Origin of the sequence: Nocardiopsis alborubida (genome assembly GCF_012396365.1) — a bacterium.
GTDB classification, from domain to species: domain Bacteria; phylum Actinomycetota; class Actinomycetes; order Streptosporangiales; family Streptosporangiaceae; genus Nocardiopsis; species Nocardiopsis alborubida.
Window position 1 is genome coordinate 132,597 of sequence record NZ_JAAXPG010000005.1, and the last position, 23,429, is coordinate 156,025.

Annotated in this window: 20 protein-coding genes; 17 read left to right on the forward strand and 3 right to left on the reverse strand. The window is 74.0% G+C overall.

Annotated elements, in window-relative coordinates; genetic code table 11:
- Nucleotides 1-56 precede the first annotated feature (56 nt).
- From HGB44_RS07085 to HGB44_RS07125, 9 genes are all read left to right on the forward strand, one after another.
- Entirely contained in the window at nt 57-3,311 is a 3,255-nt protein-coding gene (locus HGB44_RS07085; RefSeq protein WP_231972535.1) for an ATP-dependent helicase, read from the forward strand.
- Complete coding sequence (locus HGB44_RS07090; RefSeq protein WP_061081980.1) at nt 3,304-6,753, forward strand: ATP-dependent helicase; 3,450 nt, start codon at nt 3,304-3,306, stop codon at nt 6,751-6,753. The genes HGB44_RS07085 and HGB44_RS07090 overlap by 8 nt, the downstream gene beginning before the upstream one ends.
- Before the next feature lie 50 nt (nt 6,754-6,803).
- The gene (locus HGB44_RS07095) at nt 6,804-7,586 is read left to right on the forward strand and encodes a GntR family transcriptional regulator (RefSeq protein ID WP_061081979.1); all 783 of its coding nucleotides are present in this window, start codon (nt 6,804-6,806) and stop codon (nt 7,584-7,586) included.
- A gap of 205 nt (nt 7,587-7,791) precedes the next feature.
- The gene (locus HGB44_RS07100) at nt 7,792-8,907 is read left to right on the forward strand and encodes a TIGR03364 family FAD-dependent oxidoreductase (protein ID WP_061081978.1); all 1,116 of its coding nucleotides are present in this window, start codon (nt 7,792-7,794) and stop codon (nt 8,905-8,907) included.
- 2 nt (nt 8,908-8,909) lie between these two features.
- Nucleotides 8,910-9,593, forward strand: a complete 684-nt coding sequence (locus HGB44_RS07105) for a phosphonatase-like hydrolase (RefSeq protein ID WP_061081977.1) — start codon at nt 8,910-8,912, stop codon at nt 9,591-9,593.
- Nucleotides 9,594-9,597: 4 nt separating this feature from the next.
- Nucleotides 9,598-10,653, forward strand: a complete 1,056-nt coding sequence (locus HGB44_RS07110; protein WP_061081976.1) for an ABC transporter ATP-binding protein — start codon at nt 9,598-9,600, stop codon at nt 10,651-10,653.
- Entirely contained in the window at nt 10,650-11,579 is a 930-nt protein-coding gene (locus tag HGB44_RS07115; RefSeq protein WP_061081975.1) for a 2-aminoethylphosphonate ABC transporter permease subunit, read from the forward strand. Before HGB44_RS07110 ends, HGB44_RS07115 begins: the two co-directional genes overlap by 4 nt.
- A complete protein-coding gene (locus tag HGB44_RS07120) occupies nt 11,566-12,363 on the forward strand; it encodes an ABC transporter permease (RefSeq protein WP_061081974.1) in 798 nt (265 codons plus the stop codon). Before HGB44_RS07115 ends, HGB44_RS07120 begins: the two co-directional genes overlap by 14 nt.
- A 24-nt stretch (nt 12,364-12,387) precedes the next feature.
- Entirely contained in the window at nt 12,388-13,437 is a 1,050-nt protein-coding gene (locus HGB44_RS07125) for a 2-aminoethylphosphonate ABC transporter substrate-binding protein (RefSeq protein ID WP_082768491.1), read from the forward strand.
- Between the two features lie 80 nt (nt 13,438-13,517).
- On the opposite strand, the gene HGB44_RS07130 is transcribed toward HGB44_RS07125, so the two are convergent.
- Nucleotides 13,518-14,072, reverse strand: coding sequence for an EF-hand domain-containing protein (locus tag HGB44_RS07130; RefSeq protein ID WP_061081973.1), 555 nt, complete (start codon nt 14,070-14,072; stop codon nt 13,518-13,520).
- Between the two features lie 236 nt (nt 14,073-14,308).
- Between HGB44_RS07130 and HGB44_RS07135 the strand changes: the two genes are divergently transcribed.
- Together HGB44_RS07135 and nudC are read left to right on the forward strand one after the other, a co-directional pair.
- Complete coding sequence (locus HGB44_RS07135; protein WP_061081972.1) at nt 14,309-15,685, forward strand: dipeptidase; 1,377 nt, start codon at nt 14,309-14,311, stop codon at nt 15,683-15,685.
- A gap of 128 nt (nt 15,686-15,813) precedes the next feature.
- Nucleotides 15,814-16,764, forward strand: coding sequence for an NAD(+) diphosphatase (gene nudC, locus HGB44_RS07140; RefSeq protein ID WP_061081971.1), 951 nt, complete (start codon nt 15,814-15,816; stop codon nt 16,762-16,764).
- 215 nt (nt 16,765-16,979) lie between these two features.
- Here the strand turns inward: nudC and HGB44_RS07145 are convergent, their stop codons facing one another.
- Entirely contained in the window at nt 16,980-17,435 is a 456-nt protein-coding gene (locus HGB44_RS07145; protein ID WP_210751252.1) for an ANTAR domain-containing protein, read from the reverse strand.
- A 146-nt stretch (nt 17,436-17,581) separates the two neighbouring features.
- On the reverse strand, nt 17,582-17,842 hold the full coding sequence (locus HGB44_RS07150; RefSeq protein ID WP_017564218.1) for a mycoredoxin: 261 nt from the start codon (nt 17,840-17,842) through the stop codon (nt 17,582-17,584).
- A 246-nt stretch (nt 17,843-18,088) separates the two neighbouring features.
- On the opposite strand from HGB44_RS07150, the gene HGB44_RS07155 reads away from it, so the two are divergent.
- From HGB44_RS07155 to HGB44_RS07180, 6 genes are all read left to right on the forward strand, one after another.
- On the forward strand, nt 18,089-20,215 hold the full coding sequence (locus HGB44_RS07155) for an ATP-dependent DNA helicase UvrD2 (RefSeq protein WP_061081969.1): 2,127 nt from the start codon (nt 18,089-18,091) through the stop codon (nt 20,213-20,215).
- On the forward strand, nt 20,208-21,119 hold the full coding sequence (gene tesB / locus HGB44_RS07160) for an acyl-CoA thioesterase II (protein WP_061081968.1): 912 nt from the start codon (nt 20,208-20,210) through the stop codon (nt 21,117-21,119). Before HGB44_RS07155 ends, tesB begins: the two co-directional genes overlap by 8 nt.
- A gap of 291 nt (nt 21,120-21,410) precedes the next feature.
- On the forward strand, nt 21,411-21,770 hold the full coding sequence (locus HGB44_RS07165) for a hypothetical protein (protein WP_061081967.1): 360 nt from the start codon (nt 21,411-21,413) through the stop codon (nt 21,768-21,770).
- Between the two features lie 203 nt (nt 21,771-21,973).
- Nucleotides 21,974-22,252: a WhiB family transcriptional regulator gene (locus HGB44_RS07170; protein ID WP_013154809.1), complete on the forward strand. Its 279-nt coding sequence runs from the start codon at nt 21,974-21,976 to the stop codon at nt 22,250-22,252.
- Nucleotides 22,253-22,301: 49 nt separating this feature from the next.
- Nucleotides 22,302-22,463, forward strand: coding sequence for a hypothetical protein (locus HGB44_RS07175; RefSeq protein ID WP_013154808.1), 162 nt, complete (start codon nt 22,302-22,304; stop codon nt 22,461-22,463).
- A gap of 296 nt (nt 22,464-22,759) precedes the next feature.
- On the forward strand, nt 22,760-23,335 hold the full coding sequence (locus tag HGB44_RS07180; protein WP_061081966.1) for a M48 metallopeptidase family protein: 576 nt from the start codon (nt 22,760-22,762) through the stop codon (nt 23,333-23,335).
- Nucleotides 23,336-23,429 lie beyond the last annotated feature (94 nt).

Genomic DNA, 23,429 nt, shown 5'->3' on the forward strand with positions numbered 1-23,429 from the left:
GATGGTCGCCACCCTCTGGTGAACTGGTGGGTGTGAACACATCTCCGTACCGTCTCGTGCGGCGCGCCCACCAGGTGCAGCCGCCGCCGGTGCTGGACGAGAACCAGCGGCGCGTGGTCGAGCACGAGGGCGGGCCCCTGCTGGTGCTCGCCGGGCCCGGGACAGGCAAGACCACCACCATCGTCGAGTCGGTCGTGGACCGCATCGACCACCGGGGCGCGGACCCCTCGCGCGTGCTGGTGCTCACCTTCAGCCGCAAGGCCGCCCAGGAGCTGCGCGAGCGCATCACGGCCCGGCTGCGCCGCACCACCCGCGAACCGCTGGCCCTGACCTTCCACAGCTACGCCTACGCCCTGATCCGGCGCGAGTTCCAGCGCATGGGCGACCTGCCGCCGCGCCTGCTCTCGGGCCCCGAACAGCTCATGGAGGTCCGCGAACTCCTGCGGGGCGAGGCCCTGGACGGCGCGGGGGACTGGCCCGAACGCCTGCGCCCCGCCCTGGAGACCCGCGGGTTCGCCGAGGAGCTGCGCGACTTCCTCATGCGCGCCCAGGAACGCGGCATGGGCCCGGCCGAGCTGGCCGCGCTCGGCCGCGAACGCGACCGCGACGACTGGGTGGCCGCGGCCGGGTTCCTGGACCGCTACACCGGCCGGTTCGACATCGCCCCCGTGCCCACGCTCAACTACGCCGAACTCGTGCGGGTCGCCGCCAACCTGCTCTCCGACCCCGGGGTCCGCGCGCGCGAGCGCGCCGCCCACGAGGCGGTGTTCGTCGACGAGTACCAGGACACCGACCCCGCCCAGGAGGAACTCCTGCGCGCCCTGGCCGGGGACGGCCGCGACCTGGTCGCGGTCGGCGACCCGGACCAGTCCATCTACGCCTTCCGCGGCGCCGAGGTGCGGGGCATCCTCGACTTCCCGCGCCGCTTCCCGACCGCGCGGCGCACCGAGGCGCCCGTGGTCGCGCTGCGCACCTGCCGCCGCAGCGGCCGCGCCCTGCTCTCGGCCTCCCGCGGCCTCACCCGGCGCCTGCCCGCGGTCGCCTCCGCCCGCGGCCACGTCAACGAGCACCGCGACCTGACCCCCGCCGAGGGCGTGCCCGACGGCGAGGTCCGCGTGCTGCTGGCCGACAGCGCGGCACAGGAGGCCGCGGTCGTCGCCGACACCCTGCGCCGAGCCCACCTGGTGGACGGCGTCCCGTGGTCGGACATGGCCGTGCTGGTGCGCTCCTCCACCCGGCAGCTGCCGGTGCTGCGCCGCGCCCTGACCGCAGCCTCGGTCCCGGTCGCGGTCGGCGCCGACGACCTGCCCGTGGCCGCCGAGCCCATCGTGCGCCCCATGCTCGCGCTGATCCGCTACGGCCTGGCCCCGGGCGAGCTGGACGACGACGCCGCGCGCGAACTGCTCACCAGCCCCTTCGGAGAGGCCGACACGGTACGGCTGCGCAGGCTCGTGCGCGCGCTGCGCCGCCTGGACCTGGACCGCGCCCGCGACGGGCGGGCGGACGGGAGCGCGGCCGAAGGCGCGGACGGGAGCACCGACGGGACGGGGCGCGCGGACGGGGGAGCCGGTGCGCGGACCGCGGCGGAGCCCGGCGCGACCGGCGCGGGGGAGGAACCCACGGCGCCCTCCGGCGCCTACCGGCCGTCCTCGCAGCTGCTCGTGGACGCCCTGCGCGACCCGGCCGAACTCGTCCTCGTCGACCCCGAGGTCGCCGCGCCCGCCACGCGCGTCGCCCAGGCGCTGCGCACCGTCCGCGAGCTGGCCGCCAGGGGAGCCGACGCCGAACAGGTCCTGTGGGAGCTGTGGCGCGACAGCGGCCTGGCCGACCGCCTGCTGCGCGCCAGCCTGGCCGGGGGCCGCCGCGGCGCCGCCGCCGACCGCGACCTCGACGCCGTGGTCGCCCTGTTCGAGAGCGCCGCCCGCTACTGCGACCGACTGCCGCCCGGCAGCCCCGCGGGGTTCCTGGAGGACCTCGCCGCCCAGGAGATCCCCGGCGACAGCCTCGCCGAGCGCGCGCCCGAGGGCGAGGCGGTGCGCATCCTCACCGCCCACCGCTCCAAGGGCCTGGAGTGGGGCCTGGTCGTGGTCGCCGGAGCCCAGGAGGGCGACTGGCCCGACCTGCGCCTGCGCGGCTCCCTGCTCGGTGTGGAGGAGCTCGTCGACACCGACGTGCACTCCGCCGACTCCTCCGGCGCCGCCCTGGCCTCCAAACTCCTGGACGAGGAGCGCCGCCTGTTCTACGTGGCCCTCACCCGCGCCCGCCGCTCCCTGGTGGTGACCGCGGTGGGCGGGGAGGACACCGACGAGCGGCCCTCGCGCTTCCTGGCCGAGATGGGCCTGGGCGACCCCGAGCCCGTCAGCACCGGCCTGCGCTGGCTGTCCCTGCCCGCGCTCGTCGCCGACCTGCGCTCGGTGGTCACCGACCCCGGGGCGCCCGGCCCGCTGCGCGAGGCCGCCGCCACCCACCTGGCCCGCCTGGCAGAGGAGGGCGTGCGCGGCGCCGACCCCGCGGAGTGGTACGCGCTCACCCCCTTCACCGACGACCGCCCCCTGGCGGAGGAGGAGGACACCATCCGCGTCTCGCCCTCCCAGGTGGAGAGCTTCACCAACTGCCAGCTGCGCTGGCTCCTCGAACGCGCCGCAGGGGCCTCCTCCGGCGACTCCGCCTCGGCCCTGGGCACCGTCGTGCACGCGGTCGCCGTCCTGGTCGCCCAGGGCAGCACCCCCGACGAGATCAGCGGGCGCATGGACGAGATCTGGGCCGACCTGGACTTCGGCGGCCCCTGGCAGGCCAGGGCGCAGCGCGACCGCGCCGACACGATGGTCCGCAAGCTCGTGGACTGGGAAGCCGCCAACGACCGTGAACTCGTCGTCACGGAGGAGGGGTTCCGGGTGGACGTGGGCGGCATCGAGATCACCGGCCGCGTGGACCGCCTCGAACGCGACGACCAGGGGCGGGCCGTGGTCGTGGACATCAAGACCGGCAGGAACAAGGCCGACGACCTGGCCCGCCATCCCCAGCTCGGCGTCTACCAGATGGCGGTGCTCAAGGGCGCCTTCGCCAAACTCGGCCTCACCGAGCCGGGCGGCGCCACGCTCGTGCAGGTCGGCGAGAAGATCCAGAAGGCGCGGGAGCAACCCCAGCCACCACTGAGCGAGGACCCCGACCCCGGATGGGCCGGGACGCTGGTGCGCGAGGTCGCCACCGGCATGGGCGGGTCCCGCTTCACCGCGACACGCAACAAGGGATGCAGGTCGTGCGCCGTGCGCGCCTGCTGCCCGGTTCAGGACGAGGGCAGACATGTCTGAAACCCACCCCCACCCCCGCCGGTCCCCGTCCCCGACCCACCCGGACCCAGACCCCGCCCCCGCTTCCCGGCCCCGCTTCTCGCCCCCGGAACTCGCCCGCCTCCTCGGCCAGCCCGAGCCCACCGCCGAGCAGTCCGAGGTCATCTCCGCCCCGCTGGAGCCCGGCGTGGTCATCGCGGGCGCCGGGTCCGGCAAGAGCGAGACCATGGCCTCGCGCGTGGTGTGGCTGGTGGCCAACGGCCACGTGCGCCCCGAGCAGATCCTCGGCCTGACCTTCACCCGCAAGGCCACCGCCGAGCTGGCCGAGCGCGTGCGCAAACGCCTGGAGCAGCTGCGCGCCACCGAACAGCTGCCCGAGGAACTGCTCGACGGCGAGCCCACCGTGTCCACCTACAACGCCTACGCCGGGCGCATCGTCGCCGACCACGCCCTGCGCGAGGCGGTCGAGCCCACCTCCCGGCTGCTCAGCGAGGGGCAGGCCTGGCAGATCGCCGCACGGATCGTCGGCGAGTACGACGGCCCCATGGACCTGATCACGGTCGGAGCCGACACCGTCACCCGCCGGGTCCTCGAACTGTCCGGGCAGATCGCCGACCACCTCACCACCACCGAGCAGGTGCGCGGCATCGGCCGGTGGCTGCGCGCGGCCGTCGAGGCCCTCCCGCGCAAACCCGCGGTGCCCACCCGCAACCTGCTCAACGCCCAGCTGCGCCGCGAACAGCTCCTGCCGCTCGTGGAGGGCTACGAGCACGCCAAGCACGTCCGCGAGGCCATGGACTTCGGCGACCAGGTGTCCCTGGCCGCGCGCATCGCCCAGAACCACCCGGAGGTCGGCCTCATCGAGCGGGGCCGGTTCCGCGTGGTGCTGCTGGACGAGTACCAGGACACCAGCCACGCCCAGCTCGTCCTGCTGCGCGCGCTGTTCGGCGAGGGTCACGCTGTGACCGCCGTCGGGGACCCCTGCCAGTCCATCTACGGCTGGCGCGGGGCCATCGCCGCCAACCTCGCCAACTTCCCCAACGACTTCCCCGCCGCCCCCGGCCGGGCCGCCTCCGTGCGCCGCCTGGCCACCAGCTTCCGCAACGGTGAGAGGGTCCTGGAGGTCGCCAAGCACATCTCCGAGCCGCTGCGCGCCGAGAGCACCGAGGTGCCCGTCCTCTACCCCGGTCCGGCCCGGCGCGGCCGTGGCGTCGTACGGACCGGCCTGTTCATCGGACAGCGGGAGGAGGCGCAGTGGATCGCCGAGCAGGTCAGCGGCTACCTGCGCGCCGCCCCCGGCCTGGCGGGCAGCGCCACGACCGCCCCCGACGGGCTGCCCTGGCCGCCTGGGGAGTCGGGCAGCGCCGCGGACGGAGGCGTCAGCCCCGGGGACGTCGCCGTGCTGTGCCGCAAGCGCTCGCAGTTCCCGGCGATCAGGGAGGCCCTGGAGGCGCTGGACATCCCGGTGGAGGTCGTCGGCCTGGGCGGGCTCATGATGGTGCCCGAGGTCCGCGACATCATCGCCACCCTGCGCGTGGTCCACGACGCCTCCGCGGGCAACGAGCTCGCCCGCGTCCTCACCGGGCCGCGCTGGCGGATCGGACCGCGCGACCTGGCCGCCCTCGGGGCCCGCGCGGCCGAGCTGGCCCGCCAGACCCGGCGCGACCTCACCACGCCCGACCCCGGTGAGAGCGCCGAGGACGACATCCTGCGCCGCACGGTCCTGGACCTGACCGCCGAGAGCGGCAGCCTGGTGGACGCGGTGGACGACCCCGGCCCCGCCGAGAGGTACTCCGCGGCCGCCTACGAGCGCCTGGGCCGCCTCGCCGAGGAGCTGCGCTCCCTGCGCAAGCTGGTGGGGCAGCCGCTGCCCGACCTGGTCACCGAGACCGAGCGGATGCTCGGCCTGGACATCGAGGTGGGCGCCCGCAGCGGCCGGGACCCCCTGTCCGCCCGCGCCGACCTGGACGCCTTCGTCGACCACGCGGTCCGCTTCGCCGGGAGCAGCGAGGACCCCACCCTCGGCAGCTTCCTCAGCTACCTCAGGGCCGCCTCGGAACGGGAGAGCGGCCTGGCCCCCGGCGAGCGCGTCGGCGGGAGCGACACCGTCAAGCTCATGACCGTGCACGCCTCCAAGGGACTCCAGTGGCCCGTGGTGGTCGTGCCCGGCGTCAGCGGAGGCAAGTACTCTCCGCTGTTCCCCACGAGCCTGTCCGAGGGCGACATGTGGATCAAGGGCGAGCACCTGCTGCCCTACCGGCTGCGCGGCGACCGCCAGAACCTGCCCGAGCTCCTCGCGGTGGACAAGAAGGGCATCGACGCGTTCAAGGAGGCCGAGCGGGAGCGCCACCTGCTGGAGGAGCGGCGGCTGGCCTACGTCGCCGTCACCCGCGCCTCCTTCGCCCTGCTGTGCACCGGCCACTGGTGGGGGACCGACGCCGCGAGCGAGCGCGGGCCCTCCCCGTTCCTGGAGGAGATCCGCCTGGCCTGCGAGGGCGGCGCCGGGGAGGTCGTGCACTGGGAGCCCAGGCCCGACCCCGACGACAACCCGTACGAGGAGGAGGACGACGGCACGGCCGTGTGGCCGCCGGAGGAGGACGACGGCGCCGACCCCCAGACGGAGGCGGGCGCCGAACCGGACCGGTCGCGCGACCGCCGATCCCAGATCGCCGAGGGCGCGGCCATGGTCGAGCGCGCCCGTGCCCGCCTGCTCGCGGGCGAGGCCGACCCCGCGGAGGAGGCCGCGCCGCCGCCCGGGCTGCGCCGCCGCATCGGGGGATGGGAGCGCGACACCGAACTGCTGCTCGCCCACCGCCGCACCGAGGGGCCGGGGTCGGGGGACGGCACGGTCCAGGTCGAGCTGCCCGCACACCTGTCGGTGTCGTCCATGGTGTGGCTGGCCCGCGACCCCTCCGCGCTGGCCCGGCAGATCCGCAGGCCGCTGCCGCGGCCGCCCGCTCCGCACACGCGCCGGGGCACCGCGTTCCACGCCTGGCTGGAGCAGCGGTTCGGCCAGCGCGCCGCCCTGCTGGACGAACTGCCCGGCGCCGCCGACGAGACGGCGGGGGAGGACGAGGACCTCGCCGACCTCCAGAACCGCTTCGAGGAGAGCGAGTGGGGCTCGCGCGTGCCCGTCGAGGTGGAGGTGCCCTTCGAGACGGTCATCGGGGACCGGCTCGTGCGGGGGCGCATGGACGCGGTCTTCCACGACCCCGCCTCCGGCCGCTACGACGTGGTGGACTGGAAGACCGGGAGCCCGCCCGGCAACGGCGCCGAGCGCCGCGCCGTGGGCGTGCAGCTGGCCGCCTACCGGCTGGCCTGGGCCGACCTGGCCGGGGTCGGCCTGGAGGAGGTGAGCGCCGCCTTCCACTACGTGCGGGCCGGGCTGACCGTGCGCCCCGCGGACCTGCTCGACGCCGAGGGGCTGGCCGCGCTCATCGACGCCGTCCCCGAACCCGGGTGAGAGGTCCGCCACCGCTGCGGGTCGCCGTCCGTTCACCGGTGTGGTGGACAATGACCCGCGTGTCGATCCCAGGAATCCCCCAGGACAGCGGCGCCCCCGTGCGCGCGGGCGTGCCCGAGCACGGGCGCGTCCCCAAGTACTACGCGGTCCGGATACGGCTCACCGAGCTGGTGTCCGGGCTGGCGGTGGGCCAGCCGCTGCCCACCGAGCGCGAGCTGGCCGAGCGCTTCGGCGCGGCCCGCGAGACGGTCCGCCAGGCGCTGCGCGACCTCCTGCTGGAGGGCAGGCTCAGCCGCCGGGGACGCGGCACGGTGGTGGCCGGCCCCAAGCTGGAGCAGCCCCTGTCCCTGGCCAGCTACACCGAGGGCGTGCGCCGCCAGGGGCTCCGGCCGGGGCGCTCCCTCATCGACCTGCGCAGCTGGCCGTGCCCGCCCCGGCTGGCCGAGGAGCTGCACCTGAGCCCCGGCGAGCCGGTCTGGCACCTGGAGCGGGTCCTGCTGGCCGACGACGAGCGGGTGGGACTGGAGTCCACCTACATCGCGGTGGCGCGCGTGCCCCGCCTGGACGTCGACTTCGACCCGGACTCCACCTTCTACGGCTACCTCGCCGACAGCGTCGGCATCACGTTCGGCGACGCCGACGAGCGCCTGGAGACCGTGCTGGCCACCCCGCGCGAGGCCCTGCTCATCGGTACCCCTCCGGCGCTGCCGATGCTGCTCATCCACCGGGTCTCCCGGGACGAGAAGGGCGGCCCCTTCGAACGGGTGCGCTCGCTCTACCGGGGCGACCGGTTCAGCTTCAGCGTCCACCTGGCCGGGGACGGGCGGGGGTAACCCGGGTCCGGGGGCGTGCGCGACGCGGGACGCGTCCCCCGGGGTCCCGCGGACCTCCGGGGGCACCGAGGAAGGAACCGCTCGCCGGACACTTTTTATCTCGAAATCATAACGGGTCTGGTCCAAAGTTTGGCCCCGGTTCACCGGGGCGTCCCCGCCGCGCTCGGTCGCCTCCACCCGCACCGACGAACCTCGGACCATGAGAGTGATCATCGTCGGTGCCGGAGTCCTCGGCACCATGCACGCCTGGCACGCCGTCTCCCGAGGTCACGAGGTCGTCCACCTCGAACGCGAGGCGGCCGCCCGCGGCGCCTCCGTCCGCAACTTCGGCCTCGTCTGGGTCGGCGGACGCGCCCCCGGCCCCGAACTGGAGGCCGCCCGCCGCGCCCGCGTCCTGTGGCAGGAGATCGCCGAACGCGTCCCCGCCCTGGGCTTCCGCCCGTCCGGCTCCCTCACCGTCGCCACCACCGACCACGAGCTGGCCGTGGCGGAGGCGGCGGCCTCGGCATCCGACGCGGCCGAGCGCGGCTACGAGCTCCTCGGCCCCGAGCGGACCCGCGAGGTCAACCCGGCCCTGCGCGGCGACCACCTCGGCGCCCTGTGGTGCCGCAGCGACGCCCAGGTCGAACCCCGCACCGCCCAGGCCGCCCTCCAGACCGAACTCGGCCGCAGCGGCCGCTACACCCTCCTGACCGGGCGCGAGGTCCGCGACCTGGCCGGACCGGGCGCCGTCCGCGACGACCACGGACAGGTCCACCGCGGCGACGCCGTCGTCCTGTGCACCGGCGCCTGGCTCGGCGGCCTGGTCCGCGAACTCGTCCCCGACCTGCCCGTGCGCCGCGTCCGCCTCCAGATGGCCCAGACCGAACCCCTGGGCGAGACCCTCACCACGTCCGTCGCCGACGGCGACAGCTTCCGCTACTACCCGGCCTACCGGGGCCCCGAGCTGGACGCCCTCAACGAGGCCCAGCCCCAGCCGCCCACCGCGCGCGACCACCGCATGCAGCTGCTCATGGTCCAGCGCGCCGACGGCTCCCTGACCATCGGCGACACCCACGAGTACGACGCGCCCTTCTCCTTCGACACCGCCGAGGACCCCTACGAGCACCTCGCCGGAGTCGCCGGCCGCCTCCTGGGCCGACCGCTGCCCCCGATCCGCCAGCGCTGGGCGGGCGTCTACGCCCAGTGCGCCGACCCCTCCGTGGTCGTCCACCGCGCCCCCGTGGGCCCCGACGCCTGGCTGGTCACCGGCCCGGGCGGGCGCGGGATGACCTGCTCCCCGGCCATCGCCGAGACCACCGCCAACGAACTGGGCTGGTAACCATGCACTCCACCACCGTCCCCGCCCCGCCCGTCGAACTCGTCGTCCTGGACATGGCGGGCACCACCGTCGCCGACGACGGCCTCGTCGAGGCGGCCTTCGAGGCGGCCCTGCCCGACCACACCACCGAGGCCGCCGCGTACGTGCGCGCCACCATGGGCGAGTCCAAGATCACCGTCTTCCGACACCTGTGCGGCGACGAGGACCGCGCCCAGGAGGCCAACCGCGCCTTCGAGCAGGCCTACGCCCGCCTGGTGGACGAGGGCCGCTGCGCGCCGCTGCCCGGAGCCGAGGAGGCCCTGCGCGAGCTGCGGTCCCAGGGCCGCACGACCGCCCTGGCCACCGGTTTCTCCCGCGACACCCAGGAACGCATCCTGCGCGCCCTGGGCTGGGGGGACGCCGCCGACCTCGTCCTGTGCCCCGCCGACGCGGGCGGGCGCGGGCGGCCCCACCCCGACATGGTGCTCACCGCCGCCCTGCGCGCGCGGGTCTCCTCCGTGGCCGCCGTCGCCGTCGTCGGCGACACCGCCTCCGACGTCCGCAGCGGACTGAGCGCGGGGGCCTCGGTCGCCGCGGGGGTCCGCACCGGCGCCCACGACGACGCCGCCCTGCGCGCGGCCGGGGCCACCCACGTCCTGGACGGCGTGGCGGACCTGCCTGGCCTGCTCGCCGCGAGGGAGGGCTGACCCCGTGGGTATCCGCTTCGACCGCGTCAGCGTCGCCTACGGGGAGACAGTGGTCCTGGACGACCTCGACCTCACCGTCGAACCCGGCGAGTTCATGGCGCTGCTGGGCCCCTCCGGCTCGGGCAAGACCACCGCGCTGCGCGCCGTAGCCGGGTTCGTCCGCCCCGCCTCCGGGCGCGTCCTGCTCGGCGGGCGCGACGTCACCGGCCTGCCGCCGCACCTGCGGGGGGTGGGCATGGTCGTGCAGAGCTACGCCCTCTTCCCCCACATGCGGGTGGACCAGAACGTCGCCTTCGGACTGAGGGCGCAGGGCGTGCCCCGCCGCGAGATCGCCGGGCGGGTCGCCGAGGCGCTGGAGATGACCGGGATGGGGGACTACACGCGCCGCCACCCGCGCGAGCTGTCCGGCGGGCAGCAGCAGCGGGTGGCCATCGCCCGCGCCCTGGCCATCCGCCCCGGCGTGCTGCTGCTGGACGAGCCGCTGTCCGCGCTCGACGCCCAGCTGCGCTCGGACATGCTCGCCGAGCTGGCCCGCCTGCACCGCGACCTGCCCGACGTCACGATCCTGTACGTCACCCACGACCAGAGCGAGGCGCTCACCCTGGCCGACCGGGTGGCGGTCCTGGACCGGGCCCGGCTGCGCGACTGCGACACGCCCCGGCGCCTCTACCAGCGCCCCCGGACGCCGTTCACCGCCCGCTTCGTCGGCGGCGCCAACCTGCTGCCCGCGCGCCTGTCCGACGGGCGGGTGCACTGCTGCGGCACCGCTCTGGAGGCCGACCCCGGCGACCTGCCGCCCGGCACCGGTGACGGCGACGGGCTGCGGGTGTGCCTGCGACCGCACCGGCTCACCCTCGGCGAGGGCGAGCACACCCTGGAGGGGCGGGTCACCGACGTCCAGTGGCGCGGCTCCACCCACCGGATCACCGCCCTGGTCGACGGCGTCCCCGTCACCGCCGAACTCCGGGAGATGCGGACCCCGCCCGAGACCGGTGCGGCCGTGACGCTCGGCTTCGCCCGCAGGGACGCCGTCCTGCTGCCGGAGGGGGAGGCCCCGTGAGCGTCCGGACCGCACCGACCCCGACGGGCACCGCGTCCGAGCCCCCCGAGGGCGGGACCGCCCCGGCCCGGGCGCCCCGCACCCTCCCCGTGTGGGTGTGGGCGGTGCCGCCCGTCGTGCTGCTCGCCCTGGTGTTCCTGTACCCGCTCGCCCTCGTCGCGCTGGAGTCGGTCACCGCGCCCGGAGGCGGACTCACCACCGCCCACCACGCCGACGTCCTGTCCTCGGAGCCCTTCCGGTCGGCGCTGGTCACCACCGTGCTCATCGCGGTCACCGCCACGCTGGGCTGCCTGGTCCTGGGCTTCCTCCTCGCCCTGGTCGTGGCGTTCGTGCCCTTCCCCGGCAGCGGGGCCGCCGCCCGGTTCATCGACACCTACCTGTCCTTCCCGTCCTTCCTCATCACGCTCGCGCTGCTGTTCCTCTACGGCACCGTGGGCGTGGCCAACGGCGTGTGGACGGAGGCCACCGGCGCCGAGACCGGCCCGATCAGCTTCCTCGCCACGCCCTGGGGAGTGGTCCTCGCCGAGATCACCTACTTCACGCCGTTCGTCATGCGGCCGCTGCTCGCCGCGTTCGCCCAGCTCGACACCGCGCAGATCGAGGTCGCCTCCTCCCTGGGGGCTCGCCCCCTCAGGATCGTGCGGGCCGTCATCCTGCCCGAGGCCCTGCCCGCGCTCGCCGCCGGAGGCGCGCTCGTGCTGGTGCTGTGCCTCAACGAGTTCGCGATCGTCCTGTTCACCGGGGCCAAGGACGTGGTGACCCTGCCGATGCTCGTCTACAGCTCGGCGATCCTGGAGGCCGACTACACCACCGCCTGCGTCGTTGCCACGGTCAACGCGGCCCTGTCGGTCTCCCTCTACCTCGTCTACCGCGCGGCCACCGCCCGGCTGCGCGCACCCTCCGGAGGCCGCCGTGCTCGTGCATAGCCGACCCGCCCGCTGGGTCGTGTGGGCGCTGTTCACCGCGCTCGTCCTGCCGCTGTTCCTGCTCCCGCTCGGCGTCATCGTCACCGCGTCGCTGTCCACCAACTGGAGCGGCGTCCTGCCCTCGGGGCCCACCCTGGACAACTTCGCCGGGCTGTCCCGGGGCACCACCCCGGAGGCGCTGCGCGTCAGCGTGGTCACCGCCGCCACCGCCAGCATCCTGGCCCTGGTCGCCGGGACCTGGTCCGCGCTGACCGCGCACGCGCTGGGCCGACGCGGCAGGGCCGTCCTCGACGCCCTCTTCATGCTGCCCGTCGCCGTCCCCACGGTGGTCGTCGGACTGGCCCTGCTGGTGGCCTTCAGCCGTCCGCCCCTGCTGCTCAACGGCACCCAGGCCATCGTGCTCATCGCGCACACCGTGCTGGTGACGGCCTTCGCCCACCAGTCGGTCTCCGCCGCCCTGGACCGGCTCGACCCGGCCTACGCGCAGGTGGCCGCCTCCCTCGGCGCCCGCCCGGCGCGGGTGCTGTTCCAGGTGCGGCTGCCCCTGCTGCTGCCCTCGCTCAGCGCCGCCGCCGGGCTCTGCTTCGCCCTGTCCATGGGCGAGCTGAGCGCCACGATGATGCTCTACCCGCCCAGCTGGATGCCGCTGCCGGTCCAGATCTACGCCGCCACCGACCGGGGCGCCCTCTTCTCCGGGGCCGCCTCGGCCATCGTCCTGATGGCCACCACCCTGGCCGTCCTGCTGCTGCTCTCCCGCGTGCGCACCCGCGCCGCCTACCGCTGACCTCTTCTCCCAGGAAGGCCCGCCATGTCCGCCGTCCGCATGACCGCCCGTGTGTCCTCCGCCGCCACGGCGCTCGCCCTCGCCGGTGCCCTGACCTCCTGCGCCGCCTTCGAACCCGTCGACAGCGTCACCGTCTACACCGCCGACGGCCTGCGCAACGAGGAGGGCACCGGCTGGCTCGACCAGGTCTTCGCCGACTTCGAGGCCGAGACCGGCGTCACCGTCCAGTACGTCGAGGGCGGCTCGGGTGAGATCGTCCAGCGCGCCGGGCGCGAGAAGGCCAATCCGCAGGCCGACGTCATCATCACCCTGCCGCCCTTCATCCAGCAGGCCGACGGCATGGGCCTGCTCCAGCGGTACGAGCCGCAGGGCTCCGAGCACGTCGAGGCCAAGGACCCCGAGGGCAGGTGGACCTCGATCGTCGACAACTACTTCTGCCTCACCTACAACACCGAGGAGCTGGAGGAGCCGCCCGCCACCTGGGAGGACCTGCTCGACCCCCGTTTCGAGGGCCGCCTCCAGTACTCCACGCCGGGCGTGGCGGGTGACGGCACGGCCGTGCTCATCCAGACCATGCACGACTTCGGCGGCCTGGAGCCCGCCATGGACTACCTCGGCGAGCTCCAGGCCAACAACGTCGGCCCGTCCTCCTCCACCGGCGCGCTCGGCCCCAAGGTGGACAAGGCCGAGCTGCTGGTCGCCAACGGCGACGTCCAGATGAACTTCGCCCAGGCCCGTACCATGCCCAACCTCGGCATCTGGTTCCCCGCCACCGAGGGAGGCCAGCCGACCACCTTCGCCCTGCCCTACACCGCCGGACTCGTCGAGGGCGCGCCCCGGGCCGACGACGGCCGCGCCCTCCTCGACTTCCTGCTCTCCGAGGCCGCCCAGGAGCAGGTCGTCCCCGTCGCCGGGGGCTTCCCCGCCCGCACCGACGTCCCCGTGGAGGGCGAGGGCACCGAGGAGCTGGAGGCGCTCATGGAGGGCGTGGAGGTCTTCGAGCCCGACTGGGACGACATCGACGCCAACCTGCCCGAGTACCTCGACGCCTGGCGCGAGGCCACCGGCGGCTGACCCGGGCCGGTCGCGGGCCCCGGGCATCCGCCCGGGGCCACTACCGGCCCGGGTGCGGCAGCTGGTCCCGGGGGGCGGACTCAGATCACGCCGAAGACGAACCCGCCCGGGGCGGCGGAGTCCTCGCCGAAGAGGTACTCCCGGGCCGACAGGACGAACTCCGCGCGGCCGATGAACCCGTCGCCGTCGGTGTCCAGCGCCTTGAACCGGTCCAGGGCGTCGGAGGAGGAGACCCCCAGGATCTCGGCGTACCTGACGTACTCCGCCTCGCTGATCGACCCGCCGTCGTCGGTGTCCAGGAGGTCGAAGACCGCCTCGGCCACGCCCTCGGTCATGTTGAACCGGCTCCTGTCCTCGGAGGCCGCGTGCATCGCCGCGACGAACGCGTCCCGGTCCAGGCGCGCCTCGGCGGGCGACCCGTGGCGGAGCAGCTCCAGCCAGAGCATCTGGTAGGAGGCGCGGACGGCCTGGGCCCGGCGGTCGCTCAGGTCCAGCGCGTACCCGTTCGTGTAGCGGTCGACCAGGCGCTGGTAGTCGTCCCAGGTGATGGCCCCGTCGCGGTCGGTGTCCAGCGTGTCGAAGAGGCGGCCGAACCTCTCAGCGACCGCGGTGGCGGGAACGGTGTCCACGTGCATTCCTCTCGTCGGCGGGCGGGCGCGTCCCGCCCCTGCACCTTCGAGTGTCCCGCGACCGGAAGGGTTCCCCGACCCCCGCGGCGCCGGGCGCCCGGGCGGTCGGCGCCCCCGGGCGTCCGGCCCGGCCCAAGGCCGCGCACCCAACGGGCGGGGAAGGGCCCGGGCCCGCGTGCCGGGGCGGTTCGCGCAGGTCCTAGGCTCGTTCCCGACAACGACGTCGAGCAAGGACGGGCCCCATGGACGTACGCGCCCACATCGAGGCACACCGGGACGAGTTCGTCTCCTCCCTCAAGGAGTGGCTGGCGATCCCCTCCATCTCCGCCGACCCCGCGCACCACCCCGACGTGGTCCGCTCCGCCCGGTGGCTCGCCGACCACCTCACCGCGACCGGCTTCCCCACCGTCGAGGTGTGGCAGACGCCCGGCCTGCCCGCCGTGTTCGCCGAGTGGCCCGCAGCCGACCCCGACGCACCCACGGTGCTCGTCTACGGACACCACGACGTCCAGCCCGTCGACCCGGTCCAGGAGTGGGAGACCGACCCGTTCACGCCCACCGAGCGCGGCACCTCCCTGTTCGCGCGCGGAGCCTCCGACGACAAGGGACAGGTGCTCTTCCACGCCCTCGGCGTGAGCGCCGCCCTGGCCGCCTCCGGCGCGGACGCCCCGCCCGTCACGCTCAAGCTGCTCGTGGAGGGCGAGGAGGAGTCGGGCTCGGTCCACTTCGCCGACCTGATGCGCGCCAACCGCGACCGCCTGGCCTGCGACGTCGCCGTCATCTCCGACACCACCATGTGGGCGGCCGACACCCCGTCCATGTGCGTGGGCATGCGCGGCGTCACCGACGTCGAGATCAGCCTGTACGGCCCCGGACGCGACCTGCACAGCGGCTCCTTCGGCGGCGCCGTCCCCAACCCGCTCAAGGCCATGAGCGACCTGCTGTCGGGCCTGCACGACGAGGACGGCCGGGTGGCCGTCCCCGGGTTCCACGACGGGGTGGTCGAGGCCAGCCAGGAGGAGCGCGACCTCATCGCCCGGCTGCCCTTCGACGAGCGCGAGTGGCTGGCCACCGCCGCCTCCACCGCCACCTGGGGCGAGCGGGGCTACAGCACGCTGGAGCGGATCTGGCTGCGTCCGACCGCCGAGATCAACGGCATGTGGGGCGGCCACACCGGATCGGGCGGCAAGACCGTCGTCCCGCGCTCCGCGCACGCCAAGGTCAGCTTCCGGCTGGTTCCCGGCCAGGACCCGCTGCACGTGCAGGACCGCGTCCGCGCCTACGTCGAGGCGGTCACCCCCGAGGGCCTGCGCGCCGAGACCGAGTTCGGCGGACCGGGCGTGCGCGCCTGCGCCTCCGACCTGTCCTCCACCGCGCTGAAGGCGGCCCGCTCGGCCATGGAGCGCGCCTTCGGCACGCAGGTCCTGTTCACCCGGGAGGGCGGCAGCGGTCCCGAGGCCGACATCGCCGACATCCTCGGTGCGCCGCTGGTCTTCCTCGCCGTCGGCCTGGACGAGGACCGCATCCACGCCCCCAACGAGAAGGTGGAGGTCCCCCTGCTGCTCAAGGGCGCCGAGAGCGCCGCGTACCTGTGGGAGGAACTCGGCGGCGTCGGCTGAGCCGTGACCGCGCGGCGGCGGGACCACGCCGCGCACGGGGCCGCGCAAGGATGCGCGCGGCCCCGACGGGTGTTATGCACGCTGTAGACACGGGCCCCGCCAGGCGGCCCGCCGATCCGGAAGGACCCATGGACGCCGACGCGACTCCCTCCCTCTCCCGCTTCTCCGTCGACCCCGCCGCGCACCGGCGCCTGGACGGGGAGTGGCTGGCCGAGGCGTGGGCCGCCCCGGGCACCCGGGTGCTGGTGCTGGAGGGCGGTGACCCCGTCAGCCACGGCTGGCGGGCCGTCATGGCCAAGCAGTCCCGGGCCCTGATCACCACCGGGGACAGCCCCGAACTCGTCATGGTCCCCCCGGCCGAGGCGCCCGAGGGCGAGCGCTACCTGCTCGGCACCGACGGGCGGGACGCCTACTTCGCGGTCCGCTCCGGCCGGGAGCTCGCCGCCACCGAACATGCCGCCCCGGCCTCCCTGCGCGAGATCGGCTCGCTCCTGGGCGACCGCGACACCGGGCTGATGACCCGCGCCGTCGCCCTCGCGAACTGGAACGCCACCCACGGGTTCTGCCCCCGCTGCGGCTCCCGCACCACCCCGGCCGCGGCCGGGCACGTGCGCGTGTGCGACGAGGAGGGCACCGAGCAGTACCCCCGGATGGACCCGGCGGTGATCATGCTGGTGCACCGCGAGCGCGACGGCCGCGAGGAGATGCTGCTCGGCAACAACCCCAACTGGGACGCCCGCCGCTTCTCGGTGCTGGCCGGGTTCGTCGACGCGGGGGAGTCGCTGGAGCAGGCCGTGGTCCGCGAGGTCGCCGAGGAGGCGGGGATCGTGGTCGAGCGCCCGCGCTACCTGTCCTCGCAGCCCTGGCCCTTCCCGCGCAGCCTGATGGTGGGTTACACCGCGCGGGCCGTGGGCGAGACCGAGCGCACCGACGACGAGATCGGCGTCACCCGGTGGTTCACCCGCGCCGAACTGGCCGAGGCCGTGCACTCGGAGGAGATCCTGCTGCCCGGGCGGGTCTCGATCGCCCGCACCCTCATCGAGCACTGGTACGGCGCCGAGCTCCCCGGCGGCTGGTGACCCCGGACCAGCTCCCGCGAGCGGCCCCGCGGCGGCCGGGAGCCGCTGCCGGCGAGGACGTTTCCGGGGCGCGGGGAAGCGCCCGGGGCGGGACCGGAACCTCCGCCGTGATCTTGTACCCATAGCGCGTCTCGACGGTCCAACCTCGCTATAAGTACAAGATCACCGCAGGTCGGGACCCTTACTTCACACCAGCAACGTTTCTGGCCAGTCTGCTAACGCGAACCGGGGGAGGCACCCAGTTCGTCGGGCAGCACGGTCAGAGGACTCGTGCTGCTCTCCACCACGTCCCGCGCCAGGTCGGCCACCTTGCGGCCGCGCGAGCGCGCCGAGGAGCGCAGCCGCTCGAAGGCCTCGCGGGGCGCCATCGTGTGCCGCTCCGCCAGGACCCCGATCGCCTGCTCCACCACCACGCGCGAGTGCAGCGCGTGCTCCAGCTGCGCGATGGTGTGCCGCAGCCGCTCCACCTCCGAAGCGCCCTCCGGGGCCCGGCCGGGTGCCTGGGAACGCGGGGTCCGGGTCCCCGACTCGCCGGTGAGCAGGTCCGCCAGGACCATCGCGCTCACCAGGTCGGGCACCTCCTCGCCGCCGCCCACCCGCCATCCGGCCGGGGTGCGGCGGACCACACCGGTGTCCACCGTGTCGGCGACCGCAATGTCATGAGGCCTCATGTCCTCCCCCAACTCCACACTCCCCGTCGTCATCGTCCGAGCCCTTCGTGACCCGAGCGCCGTCGGAGGTGCACCGCCGAAGGCGGGCCCCGCGGTACGGGCCCCGGGCCGCGCCCCAGGGCGCGGCCCGCGGCCCGCGTACCGTCCTACGACAGCTCGGCCAGCTTCTGCTTCACCTGAGCGAGCGACGGGTTGGTCATCGCCGCACCGTCACTGAAGACCAGCGTCGGAACCGTCTGGTTGCCGCCGTTGGCCTTCATGACCAGTTCCGCGGCCTCCGGGTGCTCCTCGATGTTCACCTCACGACCGGTGATCCCCTCGCGGGCGAGCTGGCTCTTGAGCCGCTTGCAGTACCCGCACCACGGGGTGGTGTACATCGTGAACTGTTCGGTCGCCGCGCTCGTCATGTCGCTCACGTCCTTCTTTCGTCTACGGTCGATGGATCGGTCCGGTCATCTCAACACCGAGGGGGCCGGACCGCTTCCCGGGACCGCGCGACACAACGTGGGACGCCTCACAGGACCAACTGGTTCTGGAATGTCTGATGTGCCTCACACGGCCCGGCGGCGGGCGCGGGGACCGATCCGCTCCCCGCCACGGCCGATACTTGAGAGACTGGGACCCCATCCACCCCGACCCTACGCAGGAGCACCATGGATCCCGACCGCGTCCTGGAGGGACTGGACCCGGAGCAGACCCAGGCCGCGCGCGCGCTGCGCGGCCCCGTGTGCATCCTGGCCGGTGCCGGAACGGGCAAGACCCGGGCCATCACCCACCGCATCGCGTACGCGGTCTCCAGCGGGGTGGTCGCCGAGCAGCAGGTCCTCGCGGTCACCTTCACCGCGCGCGCCGCCGGGGAGATGCGCGGCAGGCTGCGAGCCCTGGGCGCCCCCCGCGTGCAGGCCCGCACCTTCCACGCCGCCGCCCTGCGCCAGCTCTCCTTCTTCTGGCCCCAGGTCGTCGGCGGCGAGAAGCCCACCCTCATCGAGAGCAAGCTCTCGGTGGTCTCACGCGCCGCCCACTCGGTGGGCCTGCAGCCCGACCGCAACGGCCTGCGCGACCTGGCCAGCGAGATCGAGTGGTCCAAGGTCACCCAGGTGCGCCCCACCGACTACGACAAGGCCGTGGTCAAGGCGGGCCGCCAGCCCCCGATGCCCGCGGGCGAGGTGGCCCGGGTCTTCGAGGCCTACGAGGACATACGCCGCGAGCACAACCTCCTCGACTTCGAGTCCATGCTCGAACTCACCGCCGGAATGATCACCGAGTACCCGGCCATCGCCCAGCGCGTGCGCGAGCAGTACCGGTACTTCGTCGTCGACGAGTTCCAGGACGTCAACCCGCTCCAGCGCCTGCTCCTGGACGCCTGGCTGGGTGACCGCGACGACCTGTGCGTGGTCGGCGACCCCAGCCAGACCATCTACTCCTTCGCCGGGGCCACCCCCGGCTACCTGACCGGGTTCGGTGCCCGCTACCCCCACGCCACCGTGGTCCAGCTGGTCCGCGACTACCGCTCCACCCCCCAGGTCGTGCGGGTGGCCAACCACGTCATCGCCCAGGCGCGCGGCACGACCTCCGCCCAGCACCTGACCCTCCAGGCCCAGCGCCCCGACGGCCCCGACCCCATGTACCAGGAGTACGACGACGAGCCCGCCGAGGCCACCGGGGTCGCCCGCAAGATCAGCGTCCTGATGGAGGGCGGCACCCCGGCCAGCGAGATCGCGGTGCTGGTGCGCACCAACGGCCAGTCGGCCTCCTACGAGCAGGCCCTGACCGACGAGGGCGTGCCGTTCACGATGCGCGGGACCACCCGGTTCTTCGAGCGCCCCGAGATCAAGCAGGCCGTGCACACCCTGCGCGGCGCCCGGCACGGGGCGGCGGGGGAGGAGGCCGAGCCGCTGGTGCGCACCGTCCGCCAGCTGCTCGGGCAGCTCGGCCTGACCGAGGCCGCGCCCGAGGGGCGCCAGGCCCGCGAGCGCTGGGAGTCGCTGTCGGCGCTGGCCCAGCTGGCCGAGGACATGGCCGCCGCGCCGCGGCCCGACGGCGCGCCGGTGACCATGGCCGACCTCGTGGACGAGCTCGACGTGCGCATGGCCACCGAGCACGCGCCCGGCTTCGAGGGCGTCACCATCGCCTCCCTGCACGCGGCCAAGGGCCTGGAGTGGGACGCCGTCTTCCTGGTCGGCCTCACCGAGGGCATGATGCCGATCATCTACGCCGAGACCGACGAGCAGGTGGAGGAGGAGCGCCGCCTGTTCTACGTGGGCGTCACGCGGGCCCGCGAGCACCTGGCGATGTCGTGGTCCCTGGCCCGCTCGCCCGGCGGCAGGAAGACCCGCAAGCCCTCCCGCTTCCTCGACGGCCTGCGCCCCGCCTCCCCGTCCACAGCATCCCGGCGCGCCGAGCGCCGCAAGGGCGGCGTGACCCGCTGCCGGGTGTGCTCGGCCACCCTCACCGACGCGGCCGAGCGCAAGCTGGGCCGCTGCCTGGACTGCCCCTCCAGCTACGACGAGGCACTGCTGGAGCGGTTGCGCGAATGGCGCCGCGCGTGCGCGCAGGAGCAGAAGGTGCCCGCGTACGTGATCTTCACCGACGCCACCCTCCAGGCCGTGGCCGAGCAGGAACCCGGCAGCCTCACCCAGCTCGCGGCCGTGTCCGGTGTCGGCGCGGTCAAGCTCGATCGCTACGGTGAGGCGGTACTGGCGCTGGTGGCGGGCGCGGACCCGGCGGAGGTCGCGGACCGCGGGGCGGAAGACGACGGGGAGGAAGCGGCGGATGAGTGAGAGCGCCGACGCGCAGGTGCGGGGGCAGTCCCTCTCCGACCTGCTGACCGTGCTGGACCTGGAGCGGATCGAGGACGACATCTTCCGGGGCAGCAGCCCCGAGGAGGGTCCGCAGCGGGTGTTCGGCGGCCAGGTCGCGGGCCAGGCGCTGGTCGCGGCGGGACGCACCGTCCCCACCGAGCGCCACGTGCACTCCCTGCACGCGTACTTCATACGCCCCGGCGACCCCTCGGTGCCCATCGTCTACGAGGTGGACCGCGTCCGGGACGGCCGCTCCTTCACCACCCGCCGGGTGGTGGCCGTCCAGCACGGCAAGCCGATCTTCACCCTGTCGGCCTCCTTCCACAAGGAGGAGCCGGGCCTGGACCACCGGATCCCGATGCCCGACGTCCCGCCGCCGGAGGAACTGCCGAGCACCCGCGAGCGCCTGCGGGAGGCCTTCGGCCGGGTGCCCGGGTTCGTGCGCTGGCACCCCATCGAGCTGCGCCCGGTGGGACCGCTGTCCTACGAGGCCGAGCGCGACCCGCGGCTGCGCACCGCCAACAACCCGGTGTGGCTCAAGGTGGACGGCAGGCTGCCCGACGACCGCCTCACCCACGTGTGCCTGATGACCTACGCCTCGGACATGACCCTGCTGGACACCGTGCTGCTGCGCCACGGCCGTTCCTTCGCGGGGATCTCCATGGCCAGCCTGGACCACGCGATGTGGTTCCACCGGCCGTTCCGCGCCGACGAGTGGCTGCTGTACGCGCAGGAGGCCCCGACGGCCCAGGGCGCCCGCGGCCTGGCGCGCGGGCTGGTCTACACCCGCGAGGGCGAACTCGTGTGCTCGGTGGTGCAGGAGGGACTGATCCGGGTGGTGGACGCCGAGGGCTGGTCCGACCCCCTCCCGGAGCCGTTCTAGAGGCCGGGGGACGCCACCGGCCAAAGGCCCCGGTCACGGCACGCGCCGTGACCGGGGCCTCGTCGCGTTTTGGGGAGGGCGCCGGACGGGAGGTCGGGGGATGCCAGAGGGCAACGCCTCCGGGCGCCGCGGCATTCCCGCGAACCCGTGACCGGATGCGGACGTTTTCGCAGGTCAAAAATAGGTTGCTCTCTTTCTGCGCCAACCCATAGTGTGTACTCCGTCGCAATGACCGCTCCCGGCGCGGGTGCAAGATCCCGTCGCCCGACAGTGAAGGAGGTGCCCGATCCAATGACCAGCATCACGGAGACCACAGGCTTCGCCACCGGCTTCGCCATGCCGTCGCGTCAGCTGTCCCCGACCGCTGTTCAGGGCACCCTCCTGGGCGGTCACACGGACGTCCTCGCCGTCTTCGGCGGGGCCACCACCGCTGGTGCCGGCAACGGCCGCACCAACGGCGGCACCGGGTTCCTCGGATCCCGTTCCCCGCTGATGGTGTCCCAGGTCGAGCGGACCGTCCTCGGCAGTGGTGTGTCCGTCGAGTCCGGGCCCGCCCTTGATCGTGGCAAGCACCAGACGAAGCACGCAGCAGAAGCTACCCAGCGCCCGTATGGCGCATCGGGGGAGTGTCCACGGAGGATTCCGGCCTAGAGCAGGACAGGCCGAGAGCTTCGACCGTGGCCGCGGACCCCGACAGGGGCCGCGGCTTTCTTTGTATCTTCGCCAGCTCCCCGTCCCCCAGGGACGAGGGAGAGGGCGGCGGCATCGCAAGTCCAGGTCCCCCACCGGACCGGTTCCGGTGACCAGTCACCGACCGCGTTGTACGAAACGATCAAAGATCTTGGAGGGCACCGATGCTTGCGTCGGTCCTGGAAACGCCCTGGCTGGGCGACACCGAAGTTCCCTGCCGCCTGGAGCCCGACCTGTTCTTCGCCGAGGCGCCCGCCGACGTCGAGGCGGCCAAGGCCGTCTGCGGCGCGTGCCCCGTGCGGGAGCAGTGCCTGGCCGACGCCCTGGAGCGCGGCGAGCCCTGGGGGGTCTGGGGCGGGCAGCTGCTCGTCTCCGGGCAGGTCGTGGCGCGCAAGCGCCCCAGGGGCCGCCCCCGGAAGAACCCCGCTCCGGTCGCGGCCTGACCGTTCCAGCCACAGCCCCACCCCCACAGACCCGAAGGATCGAAGACAGATGATGATGATGGAACTCATGCGCGTGGTCGAGCGGACCGACGTCGAGACGCGTGAACAGCAGGGCAGAAGGCTCACCGCCCGCCAGCTGCGCGCCCGCCAGCGCGAGGAGCGCCGTGCCGAACAGGCGCTCATGGAAATCGCGTGGTCACGTCTGTGTTGACGTGACGTGACGCACGACGCCCCGAACTGACCACGGTGCCGGTCCGGGACCGGGCGGGGCCCCTCCGGGGGTCACCGTCCGGTCTCTTTTGTGTATCCGAAAGGGCACCGGAATGTTCCGGGAAACCCCTTCGTGGCCCGTCACACAGCCGAAAAACGGCCCTGGTCAGGGCGGAATGTGCTACCGGTCCGCGTTTTTCGGTTACGTTCCGGGAGTCGGAGAAGCCGACAGATCGGCGACATAACAGGACAGGAGACACCTGTGCTGAAGCGCCTCGCTCGGCTACCGTAAAGTTCGTGCTCTCGAACACCAAAATCGAGGTACGACGCAGTCCTCGTCGCCGCCGCACGGTGTCGGCCTACAGGGACGGGGACACCACGGTCGTCCTCGTGCCCGCGACGTTCTCCCGCGCAGAGGAAAAGCGCTGGGTGGGCCGCATGCTGCAACGACTGGAGGCCCGCGAGGGGCGCCGCAACCCAGGCGACGCCGAACTCCACGAGCGCGCGCTGGAACTGGCCCGCCGCTACCTGGACGGCACCGAGCTCCCCGAGAGCGTGCGCTGGGTGGACAACCAGAACTCGCGCTGGGGGTCGTGCACCCCCGAGACCCGCACGATCCGCATCTCCCGCCGGGTCGCCGGAATGCCCTCCTGGGTCGTGGACTACGTCCTCATCCACGAACTCGCGCACCTGTTCATCCCGCACCACGGCCGGGAGTTCTGGGACCTGGTGCGCCGCTACCCCAAGGCCGAGCGGGCCCGCGGCTACCTGGAGGGCTTCAGCGCCGCCTCCCGCGCCGAGTCCGACGACCCCTTCGGCACCGGGGACGACGAGGAGGAGCTCGACGCCGCCGAGGTCGCCTTCGAGGAGTGAGCGGGCCCGCCGGGGCGGAGCCGCACGGACCCGACAGGTGCCCGCGATCGACGGGGCCCACGGTCGGCAGGGGGCCGAACGCCGTTTCGGCCCC